Raw genomic sequence first — 26,476 nt, 5'->3', positions numbered from 1 at the left:
TGGTGGTCTGCAGTGCGCCGGGGCGGAGCATGATATGGGAATGTCATTGTTTTTTGAGGATCTGATCTGTGAGTTTTAAGCTTTACCTTGCCAGAACACGTGGTTTTTGTGCCGGTGTTGAAAGAGCCATTGCCGTGGTTAACCGTGCTCTTGAGAAGTATGGTACTCAAAAGGTGTATGTGCTCCATGAGGTGGTGCATAACAAGCATGTAGTGGCTGATCTGGCCTCAAGAGGCGCACACTTTGTTGAGCGTCTGGATGAGATTCCTGAGCCTGAGAACAAGGTGGTAATTTTCTCTGCCCACGGTGTAGGTACCAAAACCTTTGAAGCAGCCGAGAGCATGGCTGAGACCGTAATTGACGCTACCTGTCCGCTGGTAAGCCGTGTGCATTTCAAGGTTGCCCGTGCTGCCCGTGAGGGTAAGGAAGTGGTCATCATCGGTCACGACGGTCACCAGGAAGTAGCAGGTACTGTTGGTCAGTACAGCGGCCCTGAGAGCAAGGTGCACGTTATCCTTACCCCTGAGGATGTGGCCAATCTGTCTTTAACCACTGACCGCGCTCTTTTTGCTACCCAGACCACTCTGTCAATTGATGAGACTGCGCTTACTGTAAATGCTCTTAAGGCCAGGTTCCCTTTCATTGAGGGACCACGCCGTGATGACACCTGCTTTGCTACTCAGAACCGTCAGGCTGCAGTAAAGGTACTGGCCGAGCAGTGTGACCTTGTGATTGTGGCAGGCTCAAAGAACAGCTCCAACTCCAAGCGCCTGAGCGAAGTTGCCAAGGGTGTCGGGGCCCGCTCCTTCCTTATCGATGACTGCTCTGACATTACCGACGAAATGCTCGCCGGTGCCGAGCGCGTAGGTGTAACTGCCGGCGCCTCCGTACCTGAGCACATTGTTCAGGACATCATTGCTTTCCTCAAGGAACGTGGTGGCAGCGATGAAGTCATCATGACCGGTGACGAGCAGATTCACCGTGTCTTCCCAATGCCAGAGGGCCTCGATTAGTATAAGGCCCTACCGGGCTGGCCGCAGGCGTCGCCGGCGGCGCCTGCTGCGCTGACGCTGCCTGCCCTGTTCCGGCCCCGGCCTGCCTGCCATGCCGGCCTGGCCAGGTCCTGTACAGGGGCCCCTGGCCATGGCCGTGTGCATGGCCGGATCCTCAATCCCCTTTTTCCTTCCTTTTTGCTGCCCTGTTGCGGCCTGCCTGTGCCTGTGCAGTGGTGGCTGTCTTTTTGTGTTACCTGATCCCCTCAACCAGCCCCTGAGCCTGGGCTGTGTTGTGCTAAAATATCGGGTCTTTGCCCGCCTGGGCAGATCTGCAGCCGTCTTTGGTGCTGCGGTATTCAGATACACGGATGTGCCCATGAGCCCTGGTGGCCATGCGTCAATCCTGGTCTTCAACTTCCGTATCTTTGAGCCGGTGATGTCCGCAGAGGCATGGGACCGGAGTGGTGCGGTTCATGTGGTTAGGGCTATGGCTGATCAGAATTTCCTGCAAGAGGTCAACAAGAGACGTACCTTTGCAATCATTTCCCACCCTGATGCGGGTAAGACTACCATCACTGAGAAGGTGCTGCTTTTTGGCAGTGTCATTCAGCGTGCCGGTGAGGTAAAGGGTCGTGGCAGTACCGGCTCCTTTGCCCGTTCGGACTGGATGGCCATGGAAAAGGAGCGTGGTATTTCCGTTACCACCTCGGTAATGCAGTTCCCTTACAACAACTGCATAGTCAATCTGCTCGATACCCCGGGCCACGAAGACTTCTCTGAAGACACTTACCGCGTGCTCACAGCCGTAGACTCCTGTCTGATGGTTATTGACGCAGCCAAAGGTGTTGAGGATCGTACCCGCAAGCTCATGGAAGTAACACGTCTGCGTGATACTCCTATCCTTACTTTCATGAACAAGCTTGACCGTGAGACCCGCAATCCTCTGGAGCTGCTCGACGAAGTTGAGTCCGAGCTCAAGATTCTGTGTGCTCCTGTGACCTGGCCAATTGGCTCAGGCAAGTCTTTCAAGGGCATCTACCATATCCTGCGCGATGAGGTCATTCTCTACCACTCAGGTGAGGGCTTCCATATTCAGGAGCGCCGCACCATCAAGGGCATTGATAATCCTGAGATTGATGTGGCCGTAGGTGAGGATCTGGCAAAGGAGCTGCGTGAGAGCATGGAGCTTATTTCCATGGCCTCCAACAGCTTTGACCATGAGGCCTTCCTGGCAGGTGAGCTTACTCCTGTATTCTTTGGTACCGCTCTTGGTAACTTTGGCGTGGACTGCATGCTCGACGGTCTGACCGAGTGGGCTCCTACACCGCTCAGCCGTACCGCTGACAGCCGTGAGGTTAAGGCCGACGAAGAGAAGCTCAGCGGCTTTATCTTCAAGATTCAGGCAAATATGGACCCTAAGCACCGTGACCGTATCGCCTTTATGCGTCTGGTATCAGGTGAGTACAAAAAGGGCATGAAGATGCGTCATGTACGCATTGGCCGCGATGTTCAGATTTCTGATGCCGTAACCTTTATGGCAGGTGAGCGTGACATTGCCACCGAGGCTGTAGCCGGTGACATTATCGGTATTCACAACCACGGTACTATCCGTATTGGTGACACCTTCACCGAAGGTGAAGAGCTGCACTTCAGCGGCATTCCAAACTTTGCCCCTGAACTGTTCCGCCGTATCCGTCTACGTGACCCGCTCAAACAGAAGCAGCTGCTCAAAGGTCTGCTCCAGCTTTCTGAGGAGGGTGCCGTTCAGGTCTTCCGTCCGCTTATCAACAATGATCTCATCGTAGGTGCCGTAGGTGTGCTGCAGTTTGACGTGGTAGTTTCCCGTCTCAAGCATGAGTACAACGTTGATGCTACTTACGAGGCCGTTAATGTCACCACTGCCCGCTGGGTACACTGCGATGACAACAAGGCCCTTGAGGAGTTCAAGGACAAGGTTCCTACCTATCTGGCCCTTGATGGCAGCGACAGCCTGACCTACCTGGCCACCTCAGGTGTTAACCTTTCTCTGGCCCAGGAGCGCTATCCAAAGATTACCTTTGCCTCAACCAGGGAGCACTGACAGTAATCGCTGCCCTGGCTGCAGCCCAGCTGCGCCTGCAGCACACAGCTGCTGGCAGCTGAAGCTGCCAGCGGCCCAGATTATGAGCCCGTCTTTTCCGTATGGATGAGGCGGGCTCATTGCTTATGTGCAGAGGGCATCGGGCGTCGCTGCGGCGCAGCGCAGCGTCGCCAGGGCGGCGGCCTGGGCTGCATTAAAGAGGGGCGGGCAAACGAACATTATTGTGCTTTTTGAGTTGTCATGTATTTAAATATGGTGCTTGAGCCATATTATTGAGGCAGGTTTTTTACCTGGCGCACAGTTTGTACCAAAATGTCCTGATCCTACGGTGCTTTTGACCTAAAATCGTAGACAGTCACACAGCGTTAAGTGGTCAGCGAATCTGTACATAAGTCCTGGACACACTGCGGGTATGCGGCCATACAGGTGATGCCCTGCAAGCAGCTGTTTTACTCATTCTCTGGTCTTCTGCCAGCATACTTTTGAGCCAGGCAGCATACTTTTGAGGTGGCATTGTAGTTGGACTTACCACTGTCAGCTCATGCTGGCACTGAAGATGCGCTTATGTGAGCTGTGCAGTAATCTCATTACTTCAGGAAATTTGAAAATACACTTATGGCAGGCTTCATGCTGCACATCATGTCAGATGCAGATAAACTGCACCAGGGCATGATATTGTCTTGCCTGAAATATTATGACAACAGGCGGCCGTCAAAGCTTTGATGAGCGCTATCCCCATGGCTGCAGCAAGACATGCAGCCAGGCATGCAGCCCGGGATGCAGGCCGCAGCTGCAGGCTGCAGGGCGCAGCTGGGGCTGTGAGCCGCAGGCCTGCGGCAGGTACTGCTGTGTGGTCGGCAGATTTTGCGGGCAGGTGAGAACCTGTCTTTTTCAGCAAGGTAATGCCAGGTTCAGTCATGCTCTGACCTGATGTTATTGCATGCTTCTTTTCCCTCCTTGCCTGTGCAGCCGTTTGTTGTTTACGGCACAAGGTTTGGGCTGACGGCTTTGAGCCGGTCTGAATTTATGAGGTCAGGCCTTTAGCGGGTACAGACTGTTTTTACAGACTGTTTTATTAACATGCCAACAGAGGCGGCTTCTGCTCCTGCATGATTACTGCAGGGGAGTGGCCGATTGCTTATGAACAGGCCATTTCTGCGATACTTTGTCACTCGCTTTATCATATCTTTCGGCGTCCTGCTGGCTATCTACTTTGTCTTTATTTTCCAGATCATTGAGTCGCGCCGTGACCTTGCGCGCTCCATGGCTCAGGAATCCATTTCCCACGTTGAAATTATCCTCAACAACATGATTGAAAAGACCGATATGGTCGAGGGCTTTTTGCACTCCATGGGTGAGGATAAGATGCGTGCCATGATGGAAAATCTGGACGGCAAAACCCATCTGCAGGAATTCAATCTCTTCGCTTCCATGCTCTACGATACCCCGGCAATCAAAGGCCTGCAGCTGCTGCCAAAAGGTATCATGCTCTACTCCTATCCTCTGGCCGGTAACGAAGCTGCCATAGGTGATAACGTGCTCGAACGTGAAATCACCCGCGAAACAGCCGAATACGCCATGCTCTCCGGTCTTACCACCATTGACGGTCCGCGCAAATTCCTTCAGGGCGGCATTGCCATGGTGGCCCGTAATCCTGTTTATCTCAACGACGGTACTTTCTGGGGCTTTTCAGCCATTTCCATGTCTCTGCCTGAGATCATTGAGCCTTTTGGGCTCAATGACCTTACCCGTCAGGGCTATGAGTACCGCTTTGTCATGATGAATTTCGGCAAGCCTGTTGAAGTGGGTTCCACCCTGCAGCATCACCAGCTCAAGGACTGTGTTTCCTACTCCAAGCTCATCTCCGGCCGCCGTGTCACTCTGCATATTATTCCGCGCTATGGCTGGCTGTCAGCAGCTGATGCCTGTTACGGTCTGATCTTCTTCCTGGTAGTAGCTCTGGTCATTGCCTATCTGGCCACCCGCAACAAGCAGTCATCCATGGATCTCATTGATGCTCTGCAAAATGAAAAGCACATGCGTGAGCTGACGGCTCAGGCCTATAACGAGGCTGAGCAGGCCAATAAGGCCAAGAGTAACTTCCTCAGTGCCATGAGTCATGACCTGCGTACCCCTATGAATGCCATTGTCGGTCTGTGCACTCTGCTGGCCCGCGACAGTGGCAATCAGCAGAAAGTGGCTGACTATGCCCGCAAGATCAGTGCGTCCTCGCAACACCTGCTGGGCCTTATCAATGACATTCTGGACATGTCCAAGATTGAAAGCGGCAAGGTCTCGGTCAATGCCCGTGAGTTCTCGCTTGCCGAGCTCATTGAAAACGTCAATACCATTGTCCGTCCTCAGGCTCACGGCCGTCATCAGGCCTTTGATATTCATATCAACAGTATCGAGCATGAGCTTCTCATCGGCGATGATCTGCGCGTCAATCAGATTCTGCTTAATCTGCTGTCCAATGCGGTCAAGTACACTCAGGTAGGCGGTCATGTCTGTCTGACTGTTACCGAGGAGCCAAAGCGCTCCAATAACAATATTGCCAGCTATATCTTTGAGGTCAGGGACAATGGCATGGGTATGACTGAGGACTTCCTCAAGCATATTTTTGAACCATTTGCCCGTTCTGAGACGGCCATGAACACCCGCATACAGGGTACCGGTCTTGGAATGACCATTACCAACAATCTCATCAAACTGCTGGGCGGTACTATCGACGTCAAGAGCAGGGAGGGTGAGGGTACTACCATTACGGTCAACCTTTCATTCAAGATTCATGGCGTTGAGGTCAATGATCGTGACTTCTTTGCTACCCACAACATCAGCAATGTACTTATCATTGATGACGATATTTCCGACTTCAAGTCAGTAGAGGTAACCCTCTCTGAGGCCGGAGTAAAGTCTTATCATGCCCGTGGCAGTGCTGATGCCATGGAAATTCTGGCCAGCATGGAGAAAGATAACTCCAGCATCAGTCTCATTTTGCTTGACCTGAAGCTTGAAAACGAAGACGGTGTATCCGTTGCCCGCACCCTCAATCAGAGCAGCTTCAAGGACATTCCTGTCATCATGCTCTCAAGCTACGACTATTCTGAGGTTGAGCTTGATGCCATGGAGGCCGGTGTTTCTCATTTCCTGAACAAGCCTCTGTTCCTGTCCAGCCTCAAGCAGGCTCTGGATACCATGTCTCACCGTGAGTCAGCCGATGGCAGGACTGATGGCAAGGGCGAGGCCAATATTCTTGAGGGCATGAATATTCTGGCTGCCGAGGATAATGAGCTCAATTCCGAGATTCTGGTAGATCTGCTGAGCATGCGCGGTGCCCACTGTAAGGTATGCTCTGACGGTGTTGAGGTGGTTGAAGAATTCAGCCGCAGCTTACCTGGCACTTACGACATTATTCTCATGGACGTACAGATGCCGCGAAAGGATGGTCTTGAGGCTACCCGCGATATCCGTAATCTTGATCGCAGCGATGCCCGCGTGATTCCTGTGATTGCCATGACGGCCAATGCCTTCTCTGAGGATATCAAGGCCTCACTTGATGCTGGCATGAACTATCATGTCTCCAAGCCGATTGACTTCAAGCTCCTGGAGATGTGCATCAAAGACGCCCGTGCCCGCTGGTACTGCCGCGAGCATCCTGATGATCCTTCCTGCATACCATATATGGCAAATGGCGAGGTTGCTGCACCTGAGCGCGGTGTGCCTTACGGCTCTCAGGCCGTTGCTCCAGATCCTGTAGAGTCTGAAGATCCGGAAATTGCTGCAGCTCGCGAGGCGGCCCGAGCCCAGCTCAAGCCTCAGATCATGGGCGCTTCACCTGATGAATATGTAGCAGGCGATCCTGCAGTACCGGTAACTGAACAGTCCACCGCTCCGGCCTCCGCCGCTGCCATGGCAGCAGACCAGACTGCCGGCGCAGCCGCCAGCGGCGCCAGCGGCGCCTCCAACAGCAGCCGCAGCTGACGTACGGTCAGAGCCGCCCGGTCATGCCTGGTAAGTCCCGGCAATGCCGGGCAGGTCCAGAAATGCGGTCATGTCTACATATTGCTCATAAAGAGCTTATAAAAGCGCCCTGATGGGCGTTTTTTAATTGCGTTTTGTGTATCTGGTAAGTGCGATCTGAGGACAGGTTGCGCAAGGGGCATAGCTTTTTGCCGACTGTGCCTTAAGATAAGGGCCTGAATCGGGCTAGCTCGGAGCGCCGCAGCCGCGCTGCAGCCACGCCCTGGCTCGTGGCAATGGCTGCAAGGGCCATGGCGGTTGGCCATGGCTTCAGCGGTCCGGGATGGGGCACCTTGGGAGTGGCCTTGTGGCCGGGATTTTCCTTTATTGAGGGGGACAGAGATGACGGGGCTTTGTGACCACCATTGCCATTTGCTGCTGGGACTTTATGACCCGCATGAGCTGGTCAGTCGCTTTTATTGCGCAGGTGTGCGCTCACATGATGACTGGTGGCAGTATCTGAATGAGCAGGTCGAAGCTCAGGCTGACAGGCTGTCCGCTGGCGGTCAGCTGGAGGCGCGGCTTGAGAGCTTTGTGTCCTCCGAGGTCGAGCATTTTGTTTTACAAAGCGTCTGTGCCTTTGATGCACTGATGTGTGCCAGCGTGCTCAGGCGCGCCGGGCTTGCTGACAGTGGGCGCTTTTCTCTTGGAGTCGGGATTCATCCTTTCTGGCTGTCTGACGTGCTTGAGCACAACGCCTGGGAGGCAGAGCTGCAGCTGCTGTTAAAGGTCATTGCCTTTGTGCAGGACAGCTGTCCTCAGCTGTATGGGCAGGCTCTTGGTGAGGTGGGCCTTGATACGCGTTGTACTGTGGATATGGATGAGCAGTACCGCTGCCTCAGTGACTTTCTGCATGCCACCGTGCATCTGAATCTGCCTTATTCCTTTCACTGTGTACGGGCCTTTACTGATCTGCAGCGCTGCATCAGGCAAACAGATCTCAAGGGCAGAATCAGAGGCTGTTTCCATGGCTTTAATGGTAAGCCTCCCCTTGCCAGGGCTCTGATAAAGGACGGCCTTAAGACCGGACTTGGGCAGGCTCTGCTCTTTGCAGACAATCGGAAAAAATTCACCCTCCTTGCTCATGACCTGCCTGCCGACCAGATTCTGCTGGAAAGCGATTTTGACGGCACTTTCAGCGACCATTACGACGGTACCCTCATTTCAAGGATCAGCGCTCACCTTGAGCACCTGAGGCAGGCTCCCCTGGGCAAGTAGCCTCTGACCCGGCATCCTCTGCCCCGCCAGCCTTTGACCCGGCAGCCTTTGACCCGGCAGCCTTTTACCCAGCAGCCTCTGACCCGGCAGCCTCTGCCCCGCCAGCCTTTGACCCAGTATCCTCTGACCCGGCGGCCTTTGACCCAGTAGCACCTTAGCCCGTAACCTCTGAGCCTGTAGCCTCTGACACAGCTGCCTCTAAGCCAGCAGTTGGCAGCAGGCGGCACAGCGGCGCGCCCAGGGATGGGCCGCCGTCGCTGCGGCCATGCTGGCGTTGCTCCTTGCATTGACGGAGCAGAGGCTGGTCATGGGGCGTGCTGAGTCAAAATGGCCTATAATTAGATTTCCTGTCGCCAGCTGCAGTTGCAGCCGCCGCAGCCGCCGGCGCTGCAGCTGCTGCAGCTTGCTCCGCCTGCTGCAATGGCAGCAGGGGCTGACCGGGTACGGTCAGGCAGCTGGCATGATGTTGTTTATCAGGATTGAAGGATAGAGCATGTTCCGCGATGTATTTTTAGTAGTCAGACGTGAAAGTGGGGAGTCAGCACAGAGCATTACTGAGCGCCAGCAAAACCTGATTGATGAAGTGCTGGGGATGTGCTCATCTGATTTGGGCTCAGTACATACTGTTTATCAGTGCGACCCGCGCCGTGAAATGGTTTACAGCCTCAGTGTCTTTGACCATGACATTGACGAGAGCGTCGAGCGTGCGGTTAAGCATGAGGTGCTCGAGGGCCGCTTCAGGGGACAGGTTGATGTGCTCTTCTCTGAGAGCTTTCCATGCTTCTGTCCTGGTACCAGCTATGACGGTGCTCTGGTAATGGACATGGACATGACCACAGTGCAGATTGAGGGTATTGATGAAATTGCCCGCTGCCTCAATGTCTTTGACCAGGTAGCCGCCATTACCTCAGAGGCCATGCATGGCAAGCTTGATTTTGCCCAGTCACTGACCCGTCGTGTTGCTCTGCTCAAAGGCGGTGATGCTGAAAGCGTGCTGGAAAAGGTTCGTGGCATCATGGTTGAGACTGACGGTCTTAATGAGCTGCTTACTTTCTGCAATGTCCTTAAGAATGCAGACCATGGTGGCAGGTTCAAAACCTGTATTGCCTCAGGCGGCTTCCATGATCTCATTGATGTCATTGTTCAGCGCTACGGTATTGATGCCGTCAGAGCCAACAGACTTGAGACCGACGACAATGGCTTATTTACCGGCAGGGTCAGCGGCCCGATCATTGATGCTCAGGCCAAGGCCGATCTGGTAGTTGAGCTAAGAGAAAGTGGCACTGCTCAGCAGAACATTATTGTGCTTGGTGATGGTGCCAATGATCTCAAGATGATGGCTCAGGGCGGTCTGGGCATTGCCTATCATGCCAAGCCAAAGGTTCAGCAGGAGGCCCGCAACTGCCTGAACATAGGCACTCTGGCAGCCGTACGTGCTCTGCTGCAGCTCAAGGCCGACCTGAATACCCCGGCCTGAAAGCTTACCATGCGCTCCCTTGGCAATGTCTTCGTCAACGGCCTTGCCAACGTTATACGCTTCCCGCGCCTCTAGCGGCCGACAACAGCCAGAGTCTGGCTGGGCGGCAACAGCCAGCCGCAGCCCGGACTGTCCGTTCCTGGGCCGTGCCTTGTAAATGCCAGGGCCACCAAGGCCAGGTCAGGTCCGTCCGGTTGGGGCGGTTGAACAGCTATGAAAAAAAAGCGTCCCTCTTCACAGATGTGGAGAGGGACGCTTTTTTCAGGGCGGCAGGGCCGGAAAACCGGGCCTGCCGTGAGGCGGGGGCCGGGATTAGCGGCCGGTGCCGAAACGCTCGTAGCGGATAGCTGTCTCTGGAACGCCGTTCTTAATCAGAGTGTCAATAATGTTATTGGCAAAACGGGTTGGGCAGCATACATAGTAGGTGGCATCATCAACGACGAGGTTGGCAATGTCTTCTTCTGTTGGATGGCCCATTTCAGCTGTGTAGTGCAGCTGGAGAACACGGATATCCTCTTCGGTAATGAGCTCCTCGATTTCCTCACGGTGTGGGAGGTGAGCCTCATCCTTACATACATGGAAGAAGATGAGTGGACGGCCACGGGCGTCTTCACTTCTTAACATGGCAAGGGCAGGGGTAATACCGATACCTGCAGAAATCAGGACGATAGGGTTATCGCCCTTCTCGAGAATAAATTCGCCTACAGGTGGGGAAACGTCCAGGAGATCACCCACGTTGTAACTGTCGATGAGGGTATTGGAAACCATGCCTGCAGGACGGTCATCAACAGGTGGAATACGGCGTACACTGATGCGGATAGACTTGTGGTCGTGAGCATTGACAGTGTACTGACGTGGCTGAATCAGACCCTGGTCCTTGAGGTAAATACGCAGGGATACGAACTGACCTGCGATAACATCACGCAGCTCACCGCCATCAACAGGCTCGAGAATGAAGCTGAAGATGTCCTCGGTTTCCTGATTCTTGTTGATAATACGGAAAGCACGCCAGCCGGACCAGCCGCCATTGGCGTTGGCACTCTCCTCATAGAGTTCGGCTTCGGTCTTGATGAAGATTTCTGCCAGCTGTGCATAGGCTGAAGCCCAGGCATCGAGCAGCTCATCGGTAGCGGCATCACCCAGAACTTCCTCAATGGCGTCGAGCAGGTGACGGCCCATGATTGGGTAGTGCTCAGCGCGGATGTTCAGAGATACGTGCTTACTGGCAATATGCTGCACAGCATTGAAAAGGACGATAGGGTTTTCAATATTCTGAGCATAGGAAAGGATGGCTGCAGCAAGTGACATGTGCTGCTTTCCAGTACGCTGATGTCCCTGATTAAACAGCTGACGCATTTCAGGATTGCCTGCGAGCAGGCGGCGGTACAGAGCGGCTGTAATTTCTACGCCACGCTCCTGAAGAGTAGGTACCGAGCTTTTGACCAGTTCAATCTGTTTTTCCGTAAGCATGAAGGGGTCCCTGGTTGATAAATTCAGCTAAATATCCGCATCCTTCTGGCAGGTTGCGGCTATGACTAATGGCCTTTAGGAAACTATTTCGCGTAGACAGACCTGAAAGGACCATTGAGACTGCAGCTGGCATTGTGCTCAGGCTATGACAGGCCCGGGTACATCCACTGACCGCTGAATAATGAAATCCGTTTGTTTGAGCGAACTGCCATCCAGCCGCAGCTGGCGGCTTCCTGGGTCATACCTGCAGTGCTGTACAGGACAGAAAATTGACAGGCAACTTCTGCTTGCTGACAGCTCTGTTACAGGTTTGAGGCTCTGATTTCCCGTAATTATACGGGGCGCCCCTGAACCAGACCAGATAATTCGTTATTTATATGCAGCATTCAGGCCGCGTTTGTATGACGTTTCCCGACGGCAGGCTTATGGCATTGCCTGACGGCCAGCAACTGGAACTGCCTGCCGGGCGGCCATGGCACTGCCAGCTGGCAGGAGCAGGGCACCGCCCTGGCAGTCTTATGTGCCTGAGGGTAATGCTGATGCCGTGGCCTTGAGGCCTGTCTCGGGTAGTTTCCCCTGTTAATCCTCAGCTGCATCCTCGTTTGCTGCAGGCTTTACATGCAGCAAAGGGCGATGCTGATAAGGCAGGTGAAGCTGCACTGTGCCCTGAGTCAAAGGCGGCACAGAAAATCAGAGTTTACTCTGAAAGTCTGTAGCTGTTCAGGCATGATACCGCAAACTGCAAAATATGTATCAAGGATATGCGCACAAAAGCGAATCATATCTACTGTTGTAAGTGTGTGATGCTATTGAGCAGTGTGTGGAAAAAAGGCCTGCACGTGCTGTTTGTCTTTGATTTCAGATATGGAAAAAGCCGTGATTTTTTCACTGTGCACCAGTCAAAAAGTGCGCCGGATCCCATATTGGGGCACTGTTAAAGGCACATACTAGCACATAATACGACATATGAATTTGAAGCCCGTGGCACTTATGACCAAAAGTAGGAAAAATCCTGCTCAGTCATTCACGCACGGCAGCATACTCCTCAGCCATTAATGCGGCAGCATTCTGCACAGCCGGTATTGCGCACAGCAGCATTCTGCACTGGAGCATCCACAGCAGCATCGACAGCAGCATCTGTACAGGCTCCAGCGCGGCTGCGTGCCTGGTGCTGAATCAGGCTGTGATGCCTGATCCGGGGTGGCGTCCCTGCACTTATGGCACTTGCCTGGGGCTTACAGGGTTACAGCTTTATGTCCCTGGGGACACAAAATGTAGCCATTGAGGGCCCTTAATGCTATTTTGTGCTGTGCTTTGCTCCGGCAAAAGTTCTGCAAATTCATAAACGGCAGAAAAATACACTTTCTTGAGGACAAACTCTGCATCAGGATCACAATCTTATTATGTTGTCAGAGGCGGCCCTCAGGCGGCGCCTGCAGGTGCAGACAGGCAGCGTATAAGGGCACCAGCATGCAGCCCGGGCGCAGGCCGTGTGCAGCCAGCCCGGGCGCAGGCCGGGTGCAGCCAGCCCGGGCGCAGGCCGGGTGCAGCTGTGTGGCTGCCAGTACGTAGCCTGTACTGTGGCAGGAGCAGAGAATATTCCGGTTTTGTGAGTACCGGCGGATTTTGATTTTTTATTCAGGCAGAGAGCTATGGCCAAAGCAAAAACAGTTTATGTGTGCCGTGAGTGCGGCGCTGAATTTTCACGCTGGCAGGGACAGTGCAAGGCCTGTGGCGAGTGGAATACCATTGAGGAGCTCAAGCTGGCCGGTCCAAAGGCCGAGCGCTCAGTTGCCCGTGGCATGAGCGGTTTTGCCGGTCAGGCCGATGGCAAAATTGAAAATCTGGCCAACGTTCAGGTGGCTCAGACTCCCCGTATTCCCAGTGGCTACGGAGAATTCGACCGCGTGCTGGGCGGCGGCATTGTGCCTGGCTCGGTAGTGCTTATTGGTGGTAATCCAGGTGCCGGCAAGTCAACCCTGCTGCTGCAGACTGTGTGCAAGCTGTCAGACACTACCAAAGTGCTCTACATCACAGGCGAAGAATCGCTTGAGCAGGTGGCTCTGCGTGCTCACCGTCTGGGCCTGCCAACAGCCAGTGTCCGCATTGGTGCTGAAACCTCCATTGACAATATTGTCAGCCTTGCCATGAAAGAAGAGCCGTCCGTACTGGTAGTGGACTCCATTCAGGTCATGCATTTAAGCGATGTTGACAGTGCTCCGGGTTCGGTATCTCAGGTACGTGAGGCCGCTGCTGCCCTTACCCAGTTTGCCAAGCGCACAGGTATTGCCGTCTTTCTGGTAGGCCACGTTACCAAGGAGGGCAGCCTTGCCGGCCCTAAGGTGCTCGAGCACTGTGTTGACTGCTCGGTAATGCTCGAGGCCGGTAATGACATGCGTTTTAGAACCCTGCGCTGTCATAAGAACCGTTTTGGCGCTGTCAATGAAATCGGTGTGTTTGCCATGACCGATAAGGGCCTGCACGAGATTAAAAATCCATCGGCCATCTTCCTCAACCGTCAGGAAACAGTGGCTCCAGGATCTCTGGCTACCTGCGTGTGGGAGGGTACCCGTCCGCTGCTGGTGGAGCTGCAGGGCCTTGTCGATATATCCCAGTATGGCAATCCGCGCCGTCTGTCTCTTGGTACCGATGCCAACCGACTGTCCATGCTGCTGTCAGTGCTGCACCGTCATGCCGGTATTCAGCTTGCAGACCAGGACGTCTTCGTCAACGTGGTAGGTGGCGTAAAAATCGATGGCACCTCAGCTGACGTACCTCTTATCCTGGCGCTGCTGTCCTCCTTTACCGAGCGTCCGGTAGAGCGCACCACCATTGCCTTTGGTGAAATAGGTCTGACCGGTGAAATCAGACCGGTGCAGTCCGGTCTTGAGCGCCTCAATGAGGCCGAAAAGCAGGGCTTTACCCGCGCCATTGTCCCTTTCGATAATGCCCCGCGTAACAAAAACCGCATAGGCAACATGGAAATCACGCCAGTCAAAAATATCCAGCAGCTCGTTGAGCTGGTCTAGCCGCCCGACAGCCAGCCTGACTGCCTGACTGATTGCCTGTCTGCCAGTCTGACTGCCTGGCCTTCCTGCTCTCAGCAAGGCATGGCTCTCTGTCTGTCCCGGCTGTCTGGCAGGCTTGCCTGACATACGGTCAGGCAGGGCATGGCAGGGCAATGCAAGGTCAGGCTGGGCCCAGGCAATGCCCTGCAGTGTAATTGGGGGCCGGGGCCGGTATTTTACTTAATACAAAAAAAACGTCCCCTGTTACTGCGTGGAGTAACAGGGGACGCTTTTTATGGGGCTGCGTAAGCAGGCCTTAAAAGTCCAGGCTGCTCTGCACTTGCAGAGCGTGCCGGGCCATGCCTGCTGTTAGCGGCCGGTGCCGAAGCGCTCGTAGCGGACAGCGCTCTGTGGAACGCCGTTCTTGACCAGAGTGTCGGTAACGAACTTGATCATGTCGCCTGGGCAGCAGACATAGTAGGTGGCGCCGTCAACGATCTGGGCAGCAATGTCAGCCTCGCCTGGACGGCCCTTTTCAGCAGTATGGAAGACATTGAGCTTTCTGCCTGGCTCCCTTGCAATCAGGGCGTCAATTTCAGCACGGTGAGGCATGTGAGCATCATCGCGGCAGACGTGGAAGAAGTTGAGGGCACGGCCGCTCATGTCAGAGCTCTTTAACATGGCCAGAGCAGGGGTAATACCAACACCGGCGGTGATGGTTACTACAGGGTTTTGACCCTTCTCAAGTACAAACTCGCCCAGTGGTGGGGAAACCTCAACCATGTCACCAACATTGTAGTTGTCGTGCAGAGCGTTGGAGACCATGCCGGCTGGATTGCCGTTTACAGAATCAATGCGGCGTACGCTGATACGCATGGACTTGCCGTCGTGAGCATTAACAGTGTACTGACGTGGCTGAATGAGCTTGTCGTCCTTGAGGAATACACGTACGGATACGAACTGACCGGCAGTTACATCACCCAGCTCGCCGCCATCAGCAGGCTCGAGCACGAAGCTGGTGATGTCGCTGGTTTCCTGGGTCTTGGCAGTGATAACAAAACCACGCCAGCCAGACCAGCCGCCCTTGGCAGTGGCAGCGCTGTTGTACAGGTCGGCCTCTACCTTGATGAGCAGATCTGCAAGCTGACCATAGGCTGCAGCCCAGGCGTCAAGAAGCTCGTCATTTACGGCATCGCCCAGAACTTCCTTGATGGCCTCCAGCAGGTGGCCGCCTACGATTGGGTAGTGCTCAGGACGGATGTTGAGGGATACATGCTTGCTGGCGATGTGCTTTACTGCATCGCCCAGAACTGAAAGGTTCTCAATATTCTGAGCATAGGCAAGAACGGCCATGGCAAGGGACATCTGCTGACGTCCGGCACGCTGGTGGCCCTGGTTGAAGAGCTGACGCATCTCAGGATTGAGAGCGTGCATGCGGCGGTACATGGCAGTAGTGATGGCTACACCGTGCTCCTGAAGAGCTGGAACTGAAGCTTTGATCAGTGCAATCTGGTTCTCAGTAAGCATGTAGATTTTCCTTTTTGACGAATTATCTGACATCGCGCTCTCTAAAGAGAGCTGCGATAACAACAGGGATAATATCCCTTGTATACCGCATCATAACTTCACAGTGTCAGCAGGCAGAAAGCTGACCTGGTACGGTTCGTATCATTTTGTGTACACACACGCCTGAGCTTAATACAGCATGTTCTTAGCATGGCTGCATTTTGCCTGAGGCGGGGCATGATGAGCATTGTGCTGACAGCTTCATGCTGTGGCGCAGTATGATGATATGCCGGTTTTTATAAGGCAGTGGGATATAAGGTTTGCCTGATGGGGTATGTTCTCAGGCCAGTTAAGGCCAGTTCAGGCCATTCAGGCCTGCCAAGGTCATGTTCCAAGTCTGGTAATGAAATCAAACGGGGCAGTTAAGGCATGGAGCTTTGGAAACTGGGGGCTGCCAGGACATATAAATCTGCACTCTTAACTTCTGTGGCCGGGCAACACTGTTTAGTGTTGGGCGGCGCGCTGCAAGGTGTGAATTCAAGGTGTTCCGGACTTTTACATACATGGCTGGTTCCAGATATAGTAAGTCAGCACTTACACAGTGACAATGAGTATTCTGGTGAAATTCTTTCACATGCATCAAAGTAATCACCTGCCTTACAGTTAATTTGTCAACTACCTATGCTGATTTGCACAGCAAGAGAACATATTTGTTCAGAAATTGACCATATTCTCAAAGATGCGGGTCTCTTCACACTGCGCTTTTTCACAAATTACGCATGACGTTGACAACAGGTAATGCTGCCACTTGGCCTGATACTGCCCCAGGTGAAATGTGAAGCGTATCTTAGGCTTTTGTCAGCACGCCGCTGCATATGCGGTTACACAGGGGCTGACCAGTACCACCGACGGCAGTGAAGAGTTGAGGGAGCGATTTCACCGGCTAAAAGGCGGGCGCGGCAGGCAGGCAGGCCTGCAGCGGCGCGACATGCAGGACGGCGGCGGCCTCTGCAGTCGGGGCTGCATGCTTTGAATAATGGACTGGGTGATTAGGGACGGGACGTAAATTTCCCTGCTGTTGAACTGGAGTTGCCTGGACAACTCAATGGGGGCGTGCAAGAGGCTGAAAGGGCTGAAAAAGCTGCTCCATAGGGCCAGTGCAAGCTGCTGAGCGGGATGCGCAAGCTGCTGAGTTGGATGCGCAATATGCTCAAGCTGCTGAACAAGCTGCTGCATGGATGGGGGCAATGCTGGCAGGGACAGATTGCAACAGTAAGCGGGATGATTTCCGGCAGGTATGAAAGCTAAATAGCGCATGACTGGCACAATCAGGCTATGCAGCAGAAGCGGCTGTCACAAATGCAGGGGTTGTGTCCTGGCAGGTGGTCAGATGGTGGCAGCGGTCAGCTGACGCCTGTCTGTGCTGTGGCCGGCAGGACTGTGGGCGTCCTTGCATGGCAGTCGGATACGGGATGGACCTTGCTGGTCTGGGGTGGGTACGGGACAAAATAAAATGCCAGACATTTCGTCTGGCATTTTATGGATAATCTTTTTATCAGTCATTATGCATGAGAACGTTAAGCTCACGGCCAAGAATATCTGAGCGGCCTACGTTCATCTCAACAAGACGGCGCAGGTTGGAAATTGAATCTGAATCAATACGCTCACACTCCAGACCCAGCTTCTTGCCTATTACGTGACGGCAAATCATGAGCATGGTGATCTTGGTAGTGGCCTGCAGCTCGATAACCAGCCTGTACTTCTGGCCTTTAAAGAAATGAGGATCGTCTTCAAAATTTCGCAGCTCTACAAACGCTCCTTTGAGGGATACGTCATGTACCAGAACCATGTAATTCTTCTTTTGAACTTCAGATTGTAAGATGCCTTCCAGATCGAGGGCAACACGAGAGTATTTGCGGCGCTCCATATTCATATTCCTTAGTATTCCTAAGCTTGTTTCCTGATGTAATTAAGAACCTGGCCTGAAAAATCTGCACTGATCCTGATGCTGGTTGCAGTCAGGATTAAAGGGCTTTCACGGGGTACTCTGTCAGCCTGATGTCTGAACTGACAGGCGTGAGTGCCCGGAGATTCCGCTGCTACATCCAAAACGGGCTGATGTACGCTCAGAAAAACCGTGCCTGAATACTCCCCCGTAGCAGGGGAACTCAGCAGTTAAACCTTAGTTTGAATGTTTGACAGCTGCCAGTTAATAAGGTTGCCGGCGTTACCAGGTGCCTTTTCTGACACAAAAGAACGCAAATTGACGATTAAGCAAGCAAAAAAGCGATCGACATAGTGATCACCACTGACTCCGGATAACCGGCCTTTCTCAACTGTGCTTCAATGCCAGTCCTGATGTCTGAAAGACTGGACAAAGCATATAGCTGTGATATTGAACTGGAACTAGTTTATCCTGATTCATACTATATTTCTAGTTACACCATAAAAAACGTACAGGCGATTATTTCTAATTGTGATGCAGCGCATCACAATATTGTTAAAAGCGCATTAGAACACGGTAAATCCGCCCTGCAGATTATTCTTAACTGTAAGTTTGTAAAATCAAATATGGACAGTTTTCAGGGGGTTTTTACTGTGTAAACGTTATACTGGTTATCAAGTGTTTGGGACAGCAGAACGTGCACTTTAAAGGTTAATTTTCGGTCCTGGATCCATATGGTCCATAGACAGTGGTCGAACGTCTGGCAGGGCTGCGGGACTGGCGATCTCCTCCTGCTCTGTCACGTCCGTGACGTGGGCCTGAACCATCACGTCCATAGCTGTTACGTTCCTGGCCCTGGCTCTCACCACGTCCGTGGCGGCCACGTCCGTCACGACCGCCCTTGCGGGCGCCATCCCGGCCGTCGCGGCCGTCGCGGCGTCCAGGATGACGGCTGTCGCGATTGCCTGAGCGTTCACGGCGCTTTGGGCCGTGACCGTGCTCAGAGGCGCGGGCAGTGTTCTCTGGGGACCTGGTGTCTGTGTCGCTTTCCAGGAGAGCATCGTCCTCGGTGAAAACTGCATGGCCATGAGCGCCCCGGGCATTGCCGGCGCTGCTGGCGCCAGTGTCAGCGGCTGCTGTCAGGTCGGACTCATCATCAATGTCATCAAGATCAGCAAAGTCATCGCCATCGGTGATGGCCACACCGTCTGCAGTTTCGTACTGAGCATCGCTCTCCGGGCTGTCGCTGCCCTCATTGCTGCTGCCTTGAGTGCCGTTGCGGGAGGCTTTGGCATTCTTTTTCCTGGCTGGCAGCTGGCCCCAGACGTTCTCGTCGGAGCTCTCGCCGGGGCGTCCTGCACTGGTGGCGCCATCTGCACCGCCATCGGCGTCGCTGTCACGGGCTGAAATGACAAAGCAGTCAGCAAAGTCCTCGTAGCTTAGCTCAATATCAAGGCCGATATTGCTAACCTCAGGGGCAAGGGCAAAACGCAGCAGCTCCTGGACATTCTTTTCTGAGCGTGGCTCCATGACCTTGTACATAAGGTCAATCTGGAACTGCATCTCACCCTGAATCTCCTCAAGTTCGAGCAGGGCGTCTTCATCAAGTTCCTGTTCCGGGTAGTTGTGCTCACAGTAGCGGATAACGCTGGCCATGGATGCCATGGAGGCGTTCTGGGCGTTCTTTGAGCTCATAGGGACGGAGGAGAGGGCTACGTCGAGCATGACGGACACGTCAAAGGCAAAGCTGTCACCTTCGGTATAGTCCTCAAGCTCCATTGGCAGATAAGGCTCAACCTGTTCGAAGGCGGCCTCAAGGTCGATGTGGTTGAATTTGTCGAAGTGATAAGTCCAGCACTGTCTCAGGGCGTTGAGAAACTCGGTGCGACCCTGCACCTGTCTGACTTCACACCACAGGGCAAAGTTGCTGTAGGAGCGGGTAGCCAGCACCAGGGCAAAGAGACTGTGACGCCATGGCGGCATCTTTTTAAGCATGGGATGGAATTTTTCACCAAAAATCAAAATTCACCTCGACGGTATCAGGGATAAACAGTTTTAAGGGCACATTTGATCCAGGCCGGAAATGATTGCATCTAATGACGCATCAAAGCGGCAGGCGGCACTGAAAGCGCCATGGGCGCTTGCTCAGAGCTGTTAACAGCGGCTGGGCAGGAAAGTTCTTTATGGTTAAGGCTGACAGCTGCAGCAGTGAAGTGCGGCTGTTGATTTAGGGCATCCGGAACAGGCCATTATGACCTTAAGTGCAGCCTTATAAGCAGGGACAGCAAGCTGTATATCAGCTCTTATGCAGCTGTTAATATTATATCCCAAACACCTGCAAAGGCGATATTTACGGGATTGCATGACCATGCGGTGCCGTCTGTTATTTACGCGCGTCATTGTGTCCATAACAGCACTGCACTGGTCAAGCCCAGGGCGGTATGGTCCGTGCAGTTCCCTGAAGCGACTGAGGGGGTTCCATAAGCTGAGGCCAGGCGCTGCTCATCAAGTCTTGCAGCGCAGTGCAGGCAGCATAAGGATCAGTCAGAGGCCAGTTCGAGCCTGAAAGGTCATCCACTTTCGGACCGTTCGCGGCTGCTGTACTTAACAGGGCAGGACGGTGCTGTCGTAATACATACGACAATGCTTCCTGCCCTGATGTTTTTCCGGGCGGCAGTCAGTGCCCCGCCCCTGAGCGCTGCAACTGGGGGCTATGTATTTGCAGGTTCTGCAAGTGCAGACGGCGGCGCTAGGCGCGGGGCGTGAAACAGAACTGAGCTCCTGCTCCTGTCCTGCGCTGTGACTGACATAGGCGGCAGCTGATCTTTGGTATAGCAATACCTTGTGCACCTGATATGACCAGATCCGGGACACAGGCATGGCTGGACCTGGCCATGGCTGGACTTGGCTATGGCTGGACCTTACCATGGCTGGACCTGGCCATGGCCATAGCATTTGCCCTGGACGTGGAGTGGACCCTGTCCGGCCAGAACTGAACGGGTATGCCTGTTTGTGTGCAGTGGTCACATCTGCAGTTTGGGGCAGGGAGGACGATGCAGTTACTGTAGTATGATGACAGTGATGAGCGGGTGTGTCCTTGCACTTACCTGTTCTGTTCTGACTTTTCAAGCACTGGTAATTGGTGCTGGTGCTTAAACAAACTGGAGTTATCTCAATGAAAAAGATCATTTGTGCCGCAGTTTGTGGTGCTGCTCTGTTTTCAGCATCAGCCTCCAGCGCTGAACTGAGCGCAGATTATCAGAAGTGCCTGGATGAGTCCGGCGGTGTTACCGCCGCAATGCTTGACTGTGTTGTTACTGAAAGTGAAATTCAGGACAAGGAACTCAACAGGATTTATGGTCTGTTGATGAAGTCACCTGATGTGGAGCAGGCAACCAAAGACAAGATTAAGGCTCACCAGAGAGCATGGATTAAGTACCGCAATTCAGCCTATGAGATTTTCCAAACCATTGAAGGCACCATGTACAGATTTAGCGGTGCAGAAAATGACCTCCAAATCCTGGTACGTCAGGTTACCTTCCTTGAGAGTATTGCCTATAGTACAGGTGTTCTTCAGTAATCAGTACGCATCAGGTCTGCGCGCTGTAAATGGCGTACAACTGCTCTAAGCCCGCCTCTGGAGCGCCGCCTGCAAATCACTGCTCGCAGGGCACCAATGCCATGCAGGGCACCAAAGCCATGCAGGGCACAAATGCCAGTCAGGGCCTGACAGTGAGTGGCTGCAGGAGCAGCCCATACATGCACGTTCTGCATCAGTATTAACTGAACATCGGCCTGATCCGAACTGTCTGCACGGTCATGAACGTGCTGGCTTTTGTAGCCACTGCATTTAACAGGGCAGGATGGTTCTGTCGTAATAAATACGACAGGGCCACCTGCCCTGATGCATTTCAGGGCTGCAGGTCTTATCCATAAAGCGGACGCCGCAACAGTGAGCGCCTGCGCCCTGACCTTGCAGGGTCCTGGTGGTTCTGGCTTGCAGGCCAGGCCATGCAAGTGCTGACAATGCCAGGCCTGAGCATGCCCGGGGGCGTCAGCAGAGCAGGGGCTGGTTATGGCATTGGGGCTGTCGGCGGGGCGGGCGGTGCTGCGGAGCCATGGCTCTGGCATGTGGTGAGTCGGGATTTGACGGGCAAATATCGAAACTGGTCAGTGATAAACAACAGTGCAAGCAGGGCAGTATGGAGGGGAAAAATGGCGGGATCTGTGCTGCAAAGTGCGACAGGGGGCTCATTTTCGGGCAGGGTCAGGGATTTTTGTACAATTTTGTCCGGTAAGTCTATATCCTGAACAGGCAGACCGGTCGGTTCTGTCAGTTACATGCCTGAGCTGCCTGCAGTCCTTTTGTCAGCTGGCTCTGGTGGTCGTAACTGCCTGATCAAAAGACACAATGGATTTTTTTGCATGAAAAAGTACCTGAGCGCCCTGGCATTTGGCTCATTAGTTTCCACCTCGGCAATGGCTGAGTTTTCTCCTGATTTTCAGCAGTGCATGGACATGTCAAACGGCGTGACCGGAGCAGTCATTGCCTGTTGCGATGCTGAGTCTGCCCGTCAGGAGGCCCGTATTAATGATGCTTTAAATGCAGTCATGAGCTCAAGTATCTCTGAGGAAAGCAAAGCAAAGCTCAAGGCTCACCATGATGCCTGGATGAAGTATCGCGACAGTGCCCGTGACTTCTACAGGACCATGGAAAATAACGTTTATCTGGTTGTCGCCAGTCAGGCTGAGACTGAAATGCTTAATGCCCAGGCTGAATATCTTGAGAGTATTCTCAAGTATGAGGAGCTCTAACATCCCATAGCCTGATACGGATAAGCTCAGAGTCCTGAAATCAGTGCCCCGGCATGACCAGGGAGCGGGCGCCGCAGTACCGGTAAAACGCGTATGAGAATACGGGGTATATACATACAGCTGGGCTGTGACTTCTTTTGCAGCTGTTCTGATGGTTGCAGGGCTGGCCCCGGGGCTGCAACCGTCGCAGGTATGAGTGATGGCCGGAATGCTGGTCAGAAAGTCATCAGGCATACTTGCCGGCATGCACCTTGCCAGTCTGCATGGTGGGCTGAATGCCGGGATGAATGATGTCCGTGAATGTGGGATGCATGCCTGGCTGCGTGATAGCTGTCATGATGGTCATCATGATGGCTGGAGGGCGGGCTTAGACTTGTTGCGTAATGGCTGTGCCATTTATCGGGGCGCAAGCAGATAATAAAACCGGGAGCTCTCCCGGTTTTGTATTTATGGTTGCATAATTTTGTTATTCCCAAGGGCGCCGGGTCGATTGAGTAGACAGGCTGAGACTGCTAAAATAGCTGATCATTCAGACGTCGGGGTGGGAACTTTTTTCCTGTGCTGATGTCTTAACTGGATAACTGATTCATCAATCCCCGGATCAGGGTATTTCAGCCTGTGCCTGTGCTGGCACTTGGTGTTTGCAGGCTGGATTTATCGGAGGCGGGCTGTGGTGGGTCTTTTCAGGCTGTTTTCTGCAAAAAATGCCTGCATGTGAGAAATGTCCTGATTATCAGGCCCTGAATATTGCTTTGGAGCATTTCAGGTGTTGGGGACGGCTTTACAAGGCCGTAACTGCCGGTATCGGGCATGCAGTGAGCAGTCGGCTGTACCAGTACAGCACTTTTCTTTTGTAACTGTGGCCTGTCGTTAATGCGACAGTATTTTTACCCGCATCAGGCGTGATGCATTTTCTGATATCTCTGTGTTTTCGTAAGCTCATTGCCCGGGCGCATGGTCCGTGATGGCGCTGAGTTCAAAGTCTTATCAGCATTTTCTGTTCAGGTTTATCCGGTTAAAGCAGTGCACTGCTGTTTTAACCCTGCTCTATTTCAGTAACTGCAGTAAACCATGGAGCACTGCCCGGCTTTGCGCTGTGTATGGCTGTGCCGCCCCAATACTGCACAAACTGTGCCGCACAAAGTGACAAAATAAAGTCACTTCATGAGAGCACCAGTATTTATCCCGGACTGCAGGCTGAGCTCCTCATGAAAATTCCCGGCTGTTCCCGGGGACAGGTGGTGCCAGGTTCTGCCAGGATTTATCTCACTGTTCTGTCCTGTAACAGATTTCTGTTCAGTCCTTAATGCGAAATGACAACATATAGGTAGGGAAAGAAAGGCGCTTTTGATGTAGTCCATAACCTGGTTAAAAAATGCAAACTGAAGACTATATCTTTCAGGACGACCTGTCTGCCAGCAAGTACCCGCTCTCGAAAAAACATGTTATAGCCATCTCCAGCACTGTATTTCTTGCCAGTGCTCTATATTTCGCCCTGCCTCAGGACAGAACCGTTACCACAGTTGCCTCTCACAATCCGCCAGTGTACGGCGATATAGGGGACGAAAACGGTTACGAGGACGTAATCGATCCAACCCGCTCCCTTACAGATATTCTGCTCACCAATGACAATGACCTGCCGGCATCGTCAAGTGACGTTCTCATTTCCGAAAATAACAACAACCAGGATGTTTACACCCAGTCTGAACTGGGCTCAATGGAAAACTACGATGAGGACGATCTGACTGCTGCCCTTTCCTATACTGATGAATCTGCACTCGAGGCCTCATTAAACGAGCTGGCCAGCAAAGACGCCTCCATGGCAGCTCAAAAGATCAACTGGATAGCTGAAGATGTGCAGCGCGGCGACACCCTGAGCTCCATCTTCTCGGACATGAACATTCCTTATGCTGTCATGATGGCCATTGCCGATAATCCTGAGGCCGGCAGCAACGTGACCAATCTGCGTCCAGGTCACAAGGTATATTTCAGCTTTGACAAGGACAATAATCTCACCGGCTTTGTAAAGCAGATCAATGGTGACGAGCAGTGGCGCTTTACCCGCAGCGACGTTACCACCATGAACTTTGATGTAGTGCGCGAGCCAAAGGGCGAGCACATCATGGTACTGGATGAAAATGGCAAGCTGGTGCCGTCGAGCACTCTTGGTGATGGTCCTGCCTATCGTAACCGTGGCCGCCTGGTAGTAGCTACCATCGAGCAGGGTGACAGCTTCTCAAATGCCGCCCATGAAGCCGGTCTTACCTATTCTGAGATCCGTCAGATTACCGATCTGTTCAAGGGCCAGGTGCAGTTTACCCGTCATATTCAGCCAGGCGACTCCATTCGTGTGCTCTTCTCTGAGGACAAGGGCGCCGGAAAAATCAACGCCATTGAGCTCAAGCTCAAGAAGGTGGGCACTCTTTCAGCCTACCGTAACCTCGCTGACGACAAGTATTATGACGAGCGAGGCTACAATGCAGCAAGCTCGACCTTCCGTCGTTTCCCTATTGATGGCAAGGTAATTATTTCATCCCACTTCAATCCCAGCCGTCGCCATCCTGTAACCGGTGTGATTCGACCTCATAACGGCACTGACTTTGCCGTAAGAGTGGGTACTCCAATTGTTTCTCCTGCTGACGGCGTGGTTGAGCTGGCCAAGTACTCACGTACTGCCGGTTACTACATCATTATCCGCCACCGTGGCAGCTACTCTACAGTCTATATGCACTGCTCAAAGCTGCTGGTAAAGCAGGGTGACTCGGTCAAGATTGGCCAGATGATTGCCCGCTCGGGTAATACCGGTATCTCTACCGGACCTCACCTGCACTACGAGCTGCGACGCAACGGCCGTCCTGTAAACGCCATGCGCATTACCCTGCCAGCCAATGACGATACTACCGTGGCCCGCAAGTACCGTCAGCGATTTAACAGTAATGTAGCCATGTTCAAAAAAGAGCTCTATCAGGACTCATTAATTGCCCAAAAGGACTAAATAATTGTTAAGATGATCCCATGTCCGGCTGGTTCTGGACATGGGTTTGTTTTTTCAGGAGGTCGAAATGACTGTGAAAGCCATAGGCGGTTTCAATACGACCCTGCAGGAGGTCGAGGAGCGCTACGCCTGGATCAATGAAATGATTCAGTCACGTCAGACTCTGGTTCTTAAGTACATGCAGCTGCTGACAGCTCAGGGCGGTCATGATGCGGCCAGTGACGACCTTTACTCACAGGAAAACTCTTACCCTCCTGTATCAGCCATCACCTCTTTTTGCGACCATCTCATCGATTACGTATCCCACGGTCACTTCGATCTCTATCCCAAGATAATGGGACTGCTTGAGAAGTCCTCAAGCCGCTCTCTGTCCATTGCTCATCGCGCTATGCCAAAGATTGAGAAAACCACCGAGTTCCTGCTCAACTTCAATGACCGTTATGCAGAGGATATGGATGAGACCAAGTATGATTCTCTCATGTCCGATCTGGCCCGTGTAGGCGAGTGTCTGGAGCTGCGCTTTAAGAGTGAGGACCGCCTCATCAAGGGTCTGCGCGTGCTCAATATCAGAGACACAGTAGCCGCCCGTGAGCAGGCCGCTGAAAACAGCTGACAGACTGCTACAGGCTCCGGCTGCTAAGGCGTTCCAGCCGCCTCAGCTGCTACGGCCGCCAGGGCTTTCCATGCGCACCAGCTGCGCCGGATGCACCGTCTGAGCGGATGCCCCGTCCTGCCCTGATGCCAAGACCTGCCCGTATGCCCAGTCGTTTCAGGCTGCCTTGCAGCGCTGTATGCAGGGCAGGCGCAACTGGCCGGTCAAAGGAACTGTAGGTAATTAAAATGATTTGTATTTCTTAAGTATAATGACCTGAACGGAGGAACCTTATGGCAAACCAGATTCAGGTCACTTTAAACAAAGATTCTATTAATCAGCTGCTTGAGGCTGG

The 26,476-nt window shown here is 53.2% G+C and carries 15 protein-coding genes; 11 read left to right on the top strand and 4 right to left on the bottom strand.

From position 1 onward, the window contains the following. The first annotated feature begins 68 nt into the window (after positions 1 to 68). The 5 genes from ispH to serB all read left to right on the top strand — a co-directional run bounded on the left by ispH (position 69) and on the right by serB (position 9,790). On the top strand, positions 69 to 1,013 hold the full coding sequence (gene ispH, locus MXE41_RS10645) for a 4-hydroxy-3-methylbut-2-enyl diphosphate reductase (protein ID WP_247100473.1): 945 nt from the start codon (positions 69 to 71) through the stop codon (positions 1,011 to 1,013). A 469-nt stretch (positions 1,014 to 1,482) separates the two neighbouring features. Next, entirely contained in the window at positions 1,483 to 3,075 is a 1,593-nt protein-coding gene (gene prfC / locus MXE41_RS10640; RefSeq protein WP_246977691.1) for a peptide chain release factor 3, read from the top strand. Positions 3,076 to 4,215: 1,140 nt separating this feature from the next. After that, on the top strand, positions 4,216 to 7,056 hold the full coding sequence (locus tag MXE41_RS10635) for a response regulator (protein WP_247100472.1): 2,841 nt from the start codon (positions 4,216 to 4,218) through the stop codon (positions 7,054 to 7,056). Positions 7,057 to 7,524: 468 nt separating this feature from the next. Further along, a complete protein-coding gene (locus MXE41_RS10630) occupies positions 7,525 to 8,313 on the top strand; it encodes a TatD family hydrolase (RefSeq protein ID WP_348647433.1) in 789 nt (262 codons plus the stop codon). 493 nt (positions 8,314 to 8,806) lie between these two features. Beyond that, positions 8,807 to 9,790 (top strand): phosphoserine phosphatase SerB, encoded by a 984-nt coding sequence (gene serB / locus MXE41_RS10625; protein ID WP_247100470.1) that lies wholly within the window; start codon positions 8,807 to 8,809, stop codon positions 9,788 to 9,790. Positions 9,791 to 10,102: 312 nt separating this feature from the next. On the opposite strand, the gene MXE41_RS10620 is transcribed toward serB, so the two are convergent. Beyond that, the gene (locus MXE41_RS10620; protein ID WP_246978681.1) at positions 10,103 to 11,260 is read right to left on the bottom strand and encodes a globin domain-containing protein; all 1,158 of its coding nucleotides are present in this window, start codon (positions 11,258 to 11,260) and stop codon (positions 10,103 to 10,105) included. Between the two features lie 1,652 nt (positions 11,261 to 12,912). Here MXE41_RS10620 and radA point away from each other — a divergent pair. After that, the gene (gene radA, locus MXE41_RS10615) at positions 12,913 to 14,289 is read left to right on the top strand and encodes a DNA repair protein RadA (RefSeq protein WP_247100469.1); all 1,377 of its coding nucleotides are present in this window, start codon (positions 12,913 to 12,915) and stop codon (positions 14,287 to 14,289) included. Between the two features lie 348 nt (positions 14,290 to 14,637). On the opposite strand, the gene MXE41_RS10610 is transcribed toward radA, so the two are convergent. After that, positions 14,638 to 15,795, bottom strand: a complete 1,158-nt coding sequence (locus MXE41_RS10610) for a globin domain-containing protein (protein ID WP_246978683.1) — start codon at positions 15,793 to 15,795, stop codon at positions 14,638 to 14,640. Between the two features lie 1,534 nt (positions 15,796 to 17,329). After that, positions 17,330 to 17,701: a PilZ domain-containing protein gene (locus MXE41_RS10605; RefSeq protein WP_246978684.1), complete on the bottom strand. Its 372-nt coding sequence runs from the start codon at positions 17,699 to 17,701 to the stop codon at positions 17,330 to 17,332. 431 nt (positions 17,702 to 18,132) lie between these two features. On the opposite strand from MXE41_RS10605, the gene MXE41_RS10600 reads away from it, so the two are divergent. Further along, positions 18,133 to 18,378 carry a hypothetical protein gene (locus MXE41_RS10600; RefSeq protein ID WP_247100468.1) on the top strand — a complete coding sequence of 82 codons (246 nt, stop codon included), beginning with the start codon at positions 18,133 to 18,135 and terminating at the stop codon, positions 18,376 to 18,378. Positions 18,379 to 18,430: 52 nt separating this feature from the next. Here the strand turns inward: MXE41_RS10600 and MXE41_RS10595 are convergent, their stop codons facing one another. Then, entirely contained in the window at positions 18,431 to 19,714 is a 1,284-nt protein-coding gene (locus tag MXE41_RS10595; RefSeq protein ID WP_247100467.1) for a DUF416 family protein, read from the bottom strand. A gap of 1,180 nt (positions 19,715 to 20,894) precedes the next feature. Between MXE41_RS10595 and MXE41_RS10590 the strand changes: the two genes are divergently transcribed. The 4 genes from MXE41_RS10590 (at position 20,895) to MXE41_RS10575 (ending at position 26,142) form a co-directional block, all read left to right on the top strand. Continuing rightward, on the top strand, positions 20,895 to 21,299 hold the full coding sequence (locus MXE41_RS10590; RefSeq protein ID WP_247100466.1) for a lysozyme inhibitor LprI family protein: 405 nt from the start codon (positions 20,895 to 20,897) through the stop codon (positions 21,297 to 21,299). 845 nt (positions 21,300 to 22,144) lie between these two features. Next, positions 22,145 to 22,534, top strand: coding sequence for a lysozyme inhibitor LprI family protein (locus tag MXE41_RS10585; RefSeq protein WP_247100465.1), 390 nt, complete (start codon positions 22,145 to 22,147; stop codon positions 22,532 to 22,534). Positions 22,535 to 23,909: 1,375 nt separating this feature from the next. Continuing rightward, positions 23,910 to 25,529 (top strand): peptidoglycan DD-metalloendopeptidase family protein, encoded by a 1,620-nt coding sequence (locus MXE41_RS10580; RefSeq protein ID WP_246978689.1) that lies wholly within the window; start codon positions 23,910 to 23,912, stop codon positions 25,527 to 25,529. 67 nt (positions 25,530 to 25,596) lie between these two features. Then, positions 25,597 to 26,142, top strand: coding sequence for an Rsd/AlgQ family anti-sigma factor (locus MXE41_RS10575; protein WP_246978690.1), 546 nt, complete (start codon positions 25,597 to 25,599; stop codon positions 26,140 to 26,142). Positions 26,143 to 26,476: the final 334 nt, after the last annotated feature.

The sequence above is a fragment of the Anaerobiospirillum sp. NML120449 genome (assembly GCF_023051105.1).
In the GTDB taxonomy this organism is placed as follows: domain Bacteria; phylum Pseudomonadota; class Gammaproteobacteria; order Enterobacterales; family Succinivibrionaceae; genus Anaerobiospirillum.
This window is presented reverse-complemented; position numbering and strand designations above follow the sequence as displayed.

Coding starts and splice junctions, on each gene's coding strand:
- MXE41_RS10575 (WP_246978690.1), top strand. CDS start 25,597: ATGACTGTGAAAGCCATAGGCGGTTTCAATACGACCCTGCAGGAGGTC.
- MXE41_RS10605 (WP_246978684.1), bottom strand. CDS start 17,701: ATGGAGCGCCGCAAATACTCTCGTGTTGCCCTCGATCTGGAAGGCATC.
- MXE41_RS10610 (WP_246978683.1), bottom strand. CDS start 15,795: ATGCTTACTGAGAACCAGATTGCACTGATCAAAGCTTCAGTTCCAGCT.
- MXE41_RS10620 (WP_246978681.1), bottom strand. CDS start 11,260: ATGCTTACGGAAAAACAGATTGAACTGGTCAAAAGCTCGGTACCTACT.
- MXE41_RS10580 (WP_246978689.1), top strand. CDS start 23,910: ATGCAAACTGAAGACTATATCTTTCAGGACGACCTGTCTGCCAGCAAG.
- MXE41_RS10590 (WP_247100466.1), top strand. CDS start 20,895: ATGAAAAAGATCATTTGTGCCGCAGTTTGTGGTGCTGCTCTGTTTTCA.
- MXE41_RS10585 (WP_247100465.1), top strand. CDS start 22,145: ATGAAAAAGTACCTGAGCGCCCTGGCATTTGGCTCATTAGTTTCCACC.
- prfC (WP_246977691.1), top strand. CDS start 1,483: ATGGCTGATCAGAATTTCCTGCAAGAGGTCAACAAGAGACGTACCTTT.
- serB (WP_247100470.1), top strand. CDS start 8,807: ATGTTCCGCGATGTATTTTTAGTAGTCAGACGTGAAAGTGGGGAGTCA.
- MXE41_RS10595 (WP_247100467.1), bottom strand. CDS start 19,714: ATGCTTAAAAAGATGCCGCCATGGCGTCACAGTCTCTTTGCCCTGGTG.
- radA (WP_247100469.1), top strand. CDS start 12,913: ATGGCCAAAGCAAAAACAGTTTATGTGTGCCGTGAGTGCGGCGCTGAA.
- MXE41_RS10600 (WP_247100468.1), top strand. CDS start 18,133: ATGTCTGAAAGACTGGACAAAGCATATAGCTGTGATATTGAACTGGAA.
- MXE41_RS10635 (WP_247100472.1), top strand. CDS start 4,216: ATGAACAGGCCATTTCTGCGATACTTTGTCACTCGCTTTATCATATCT.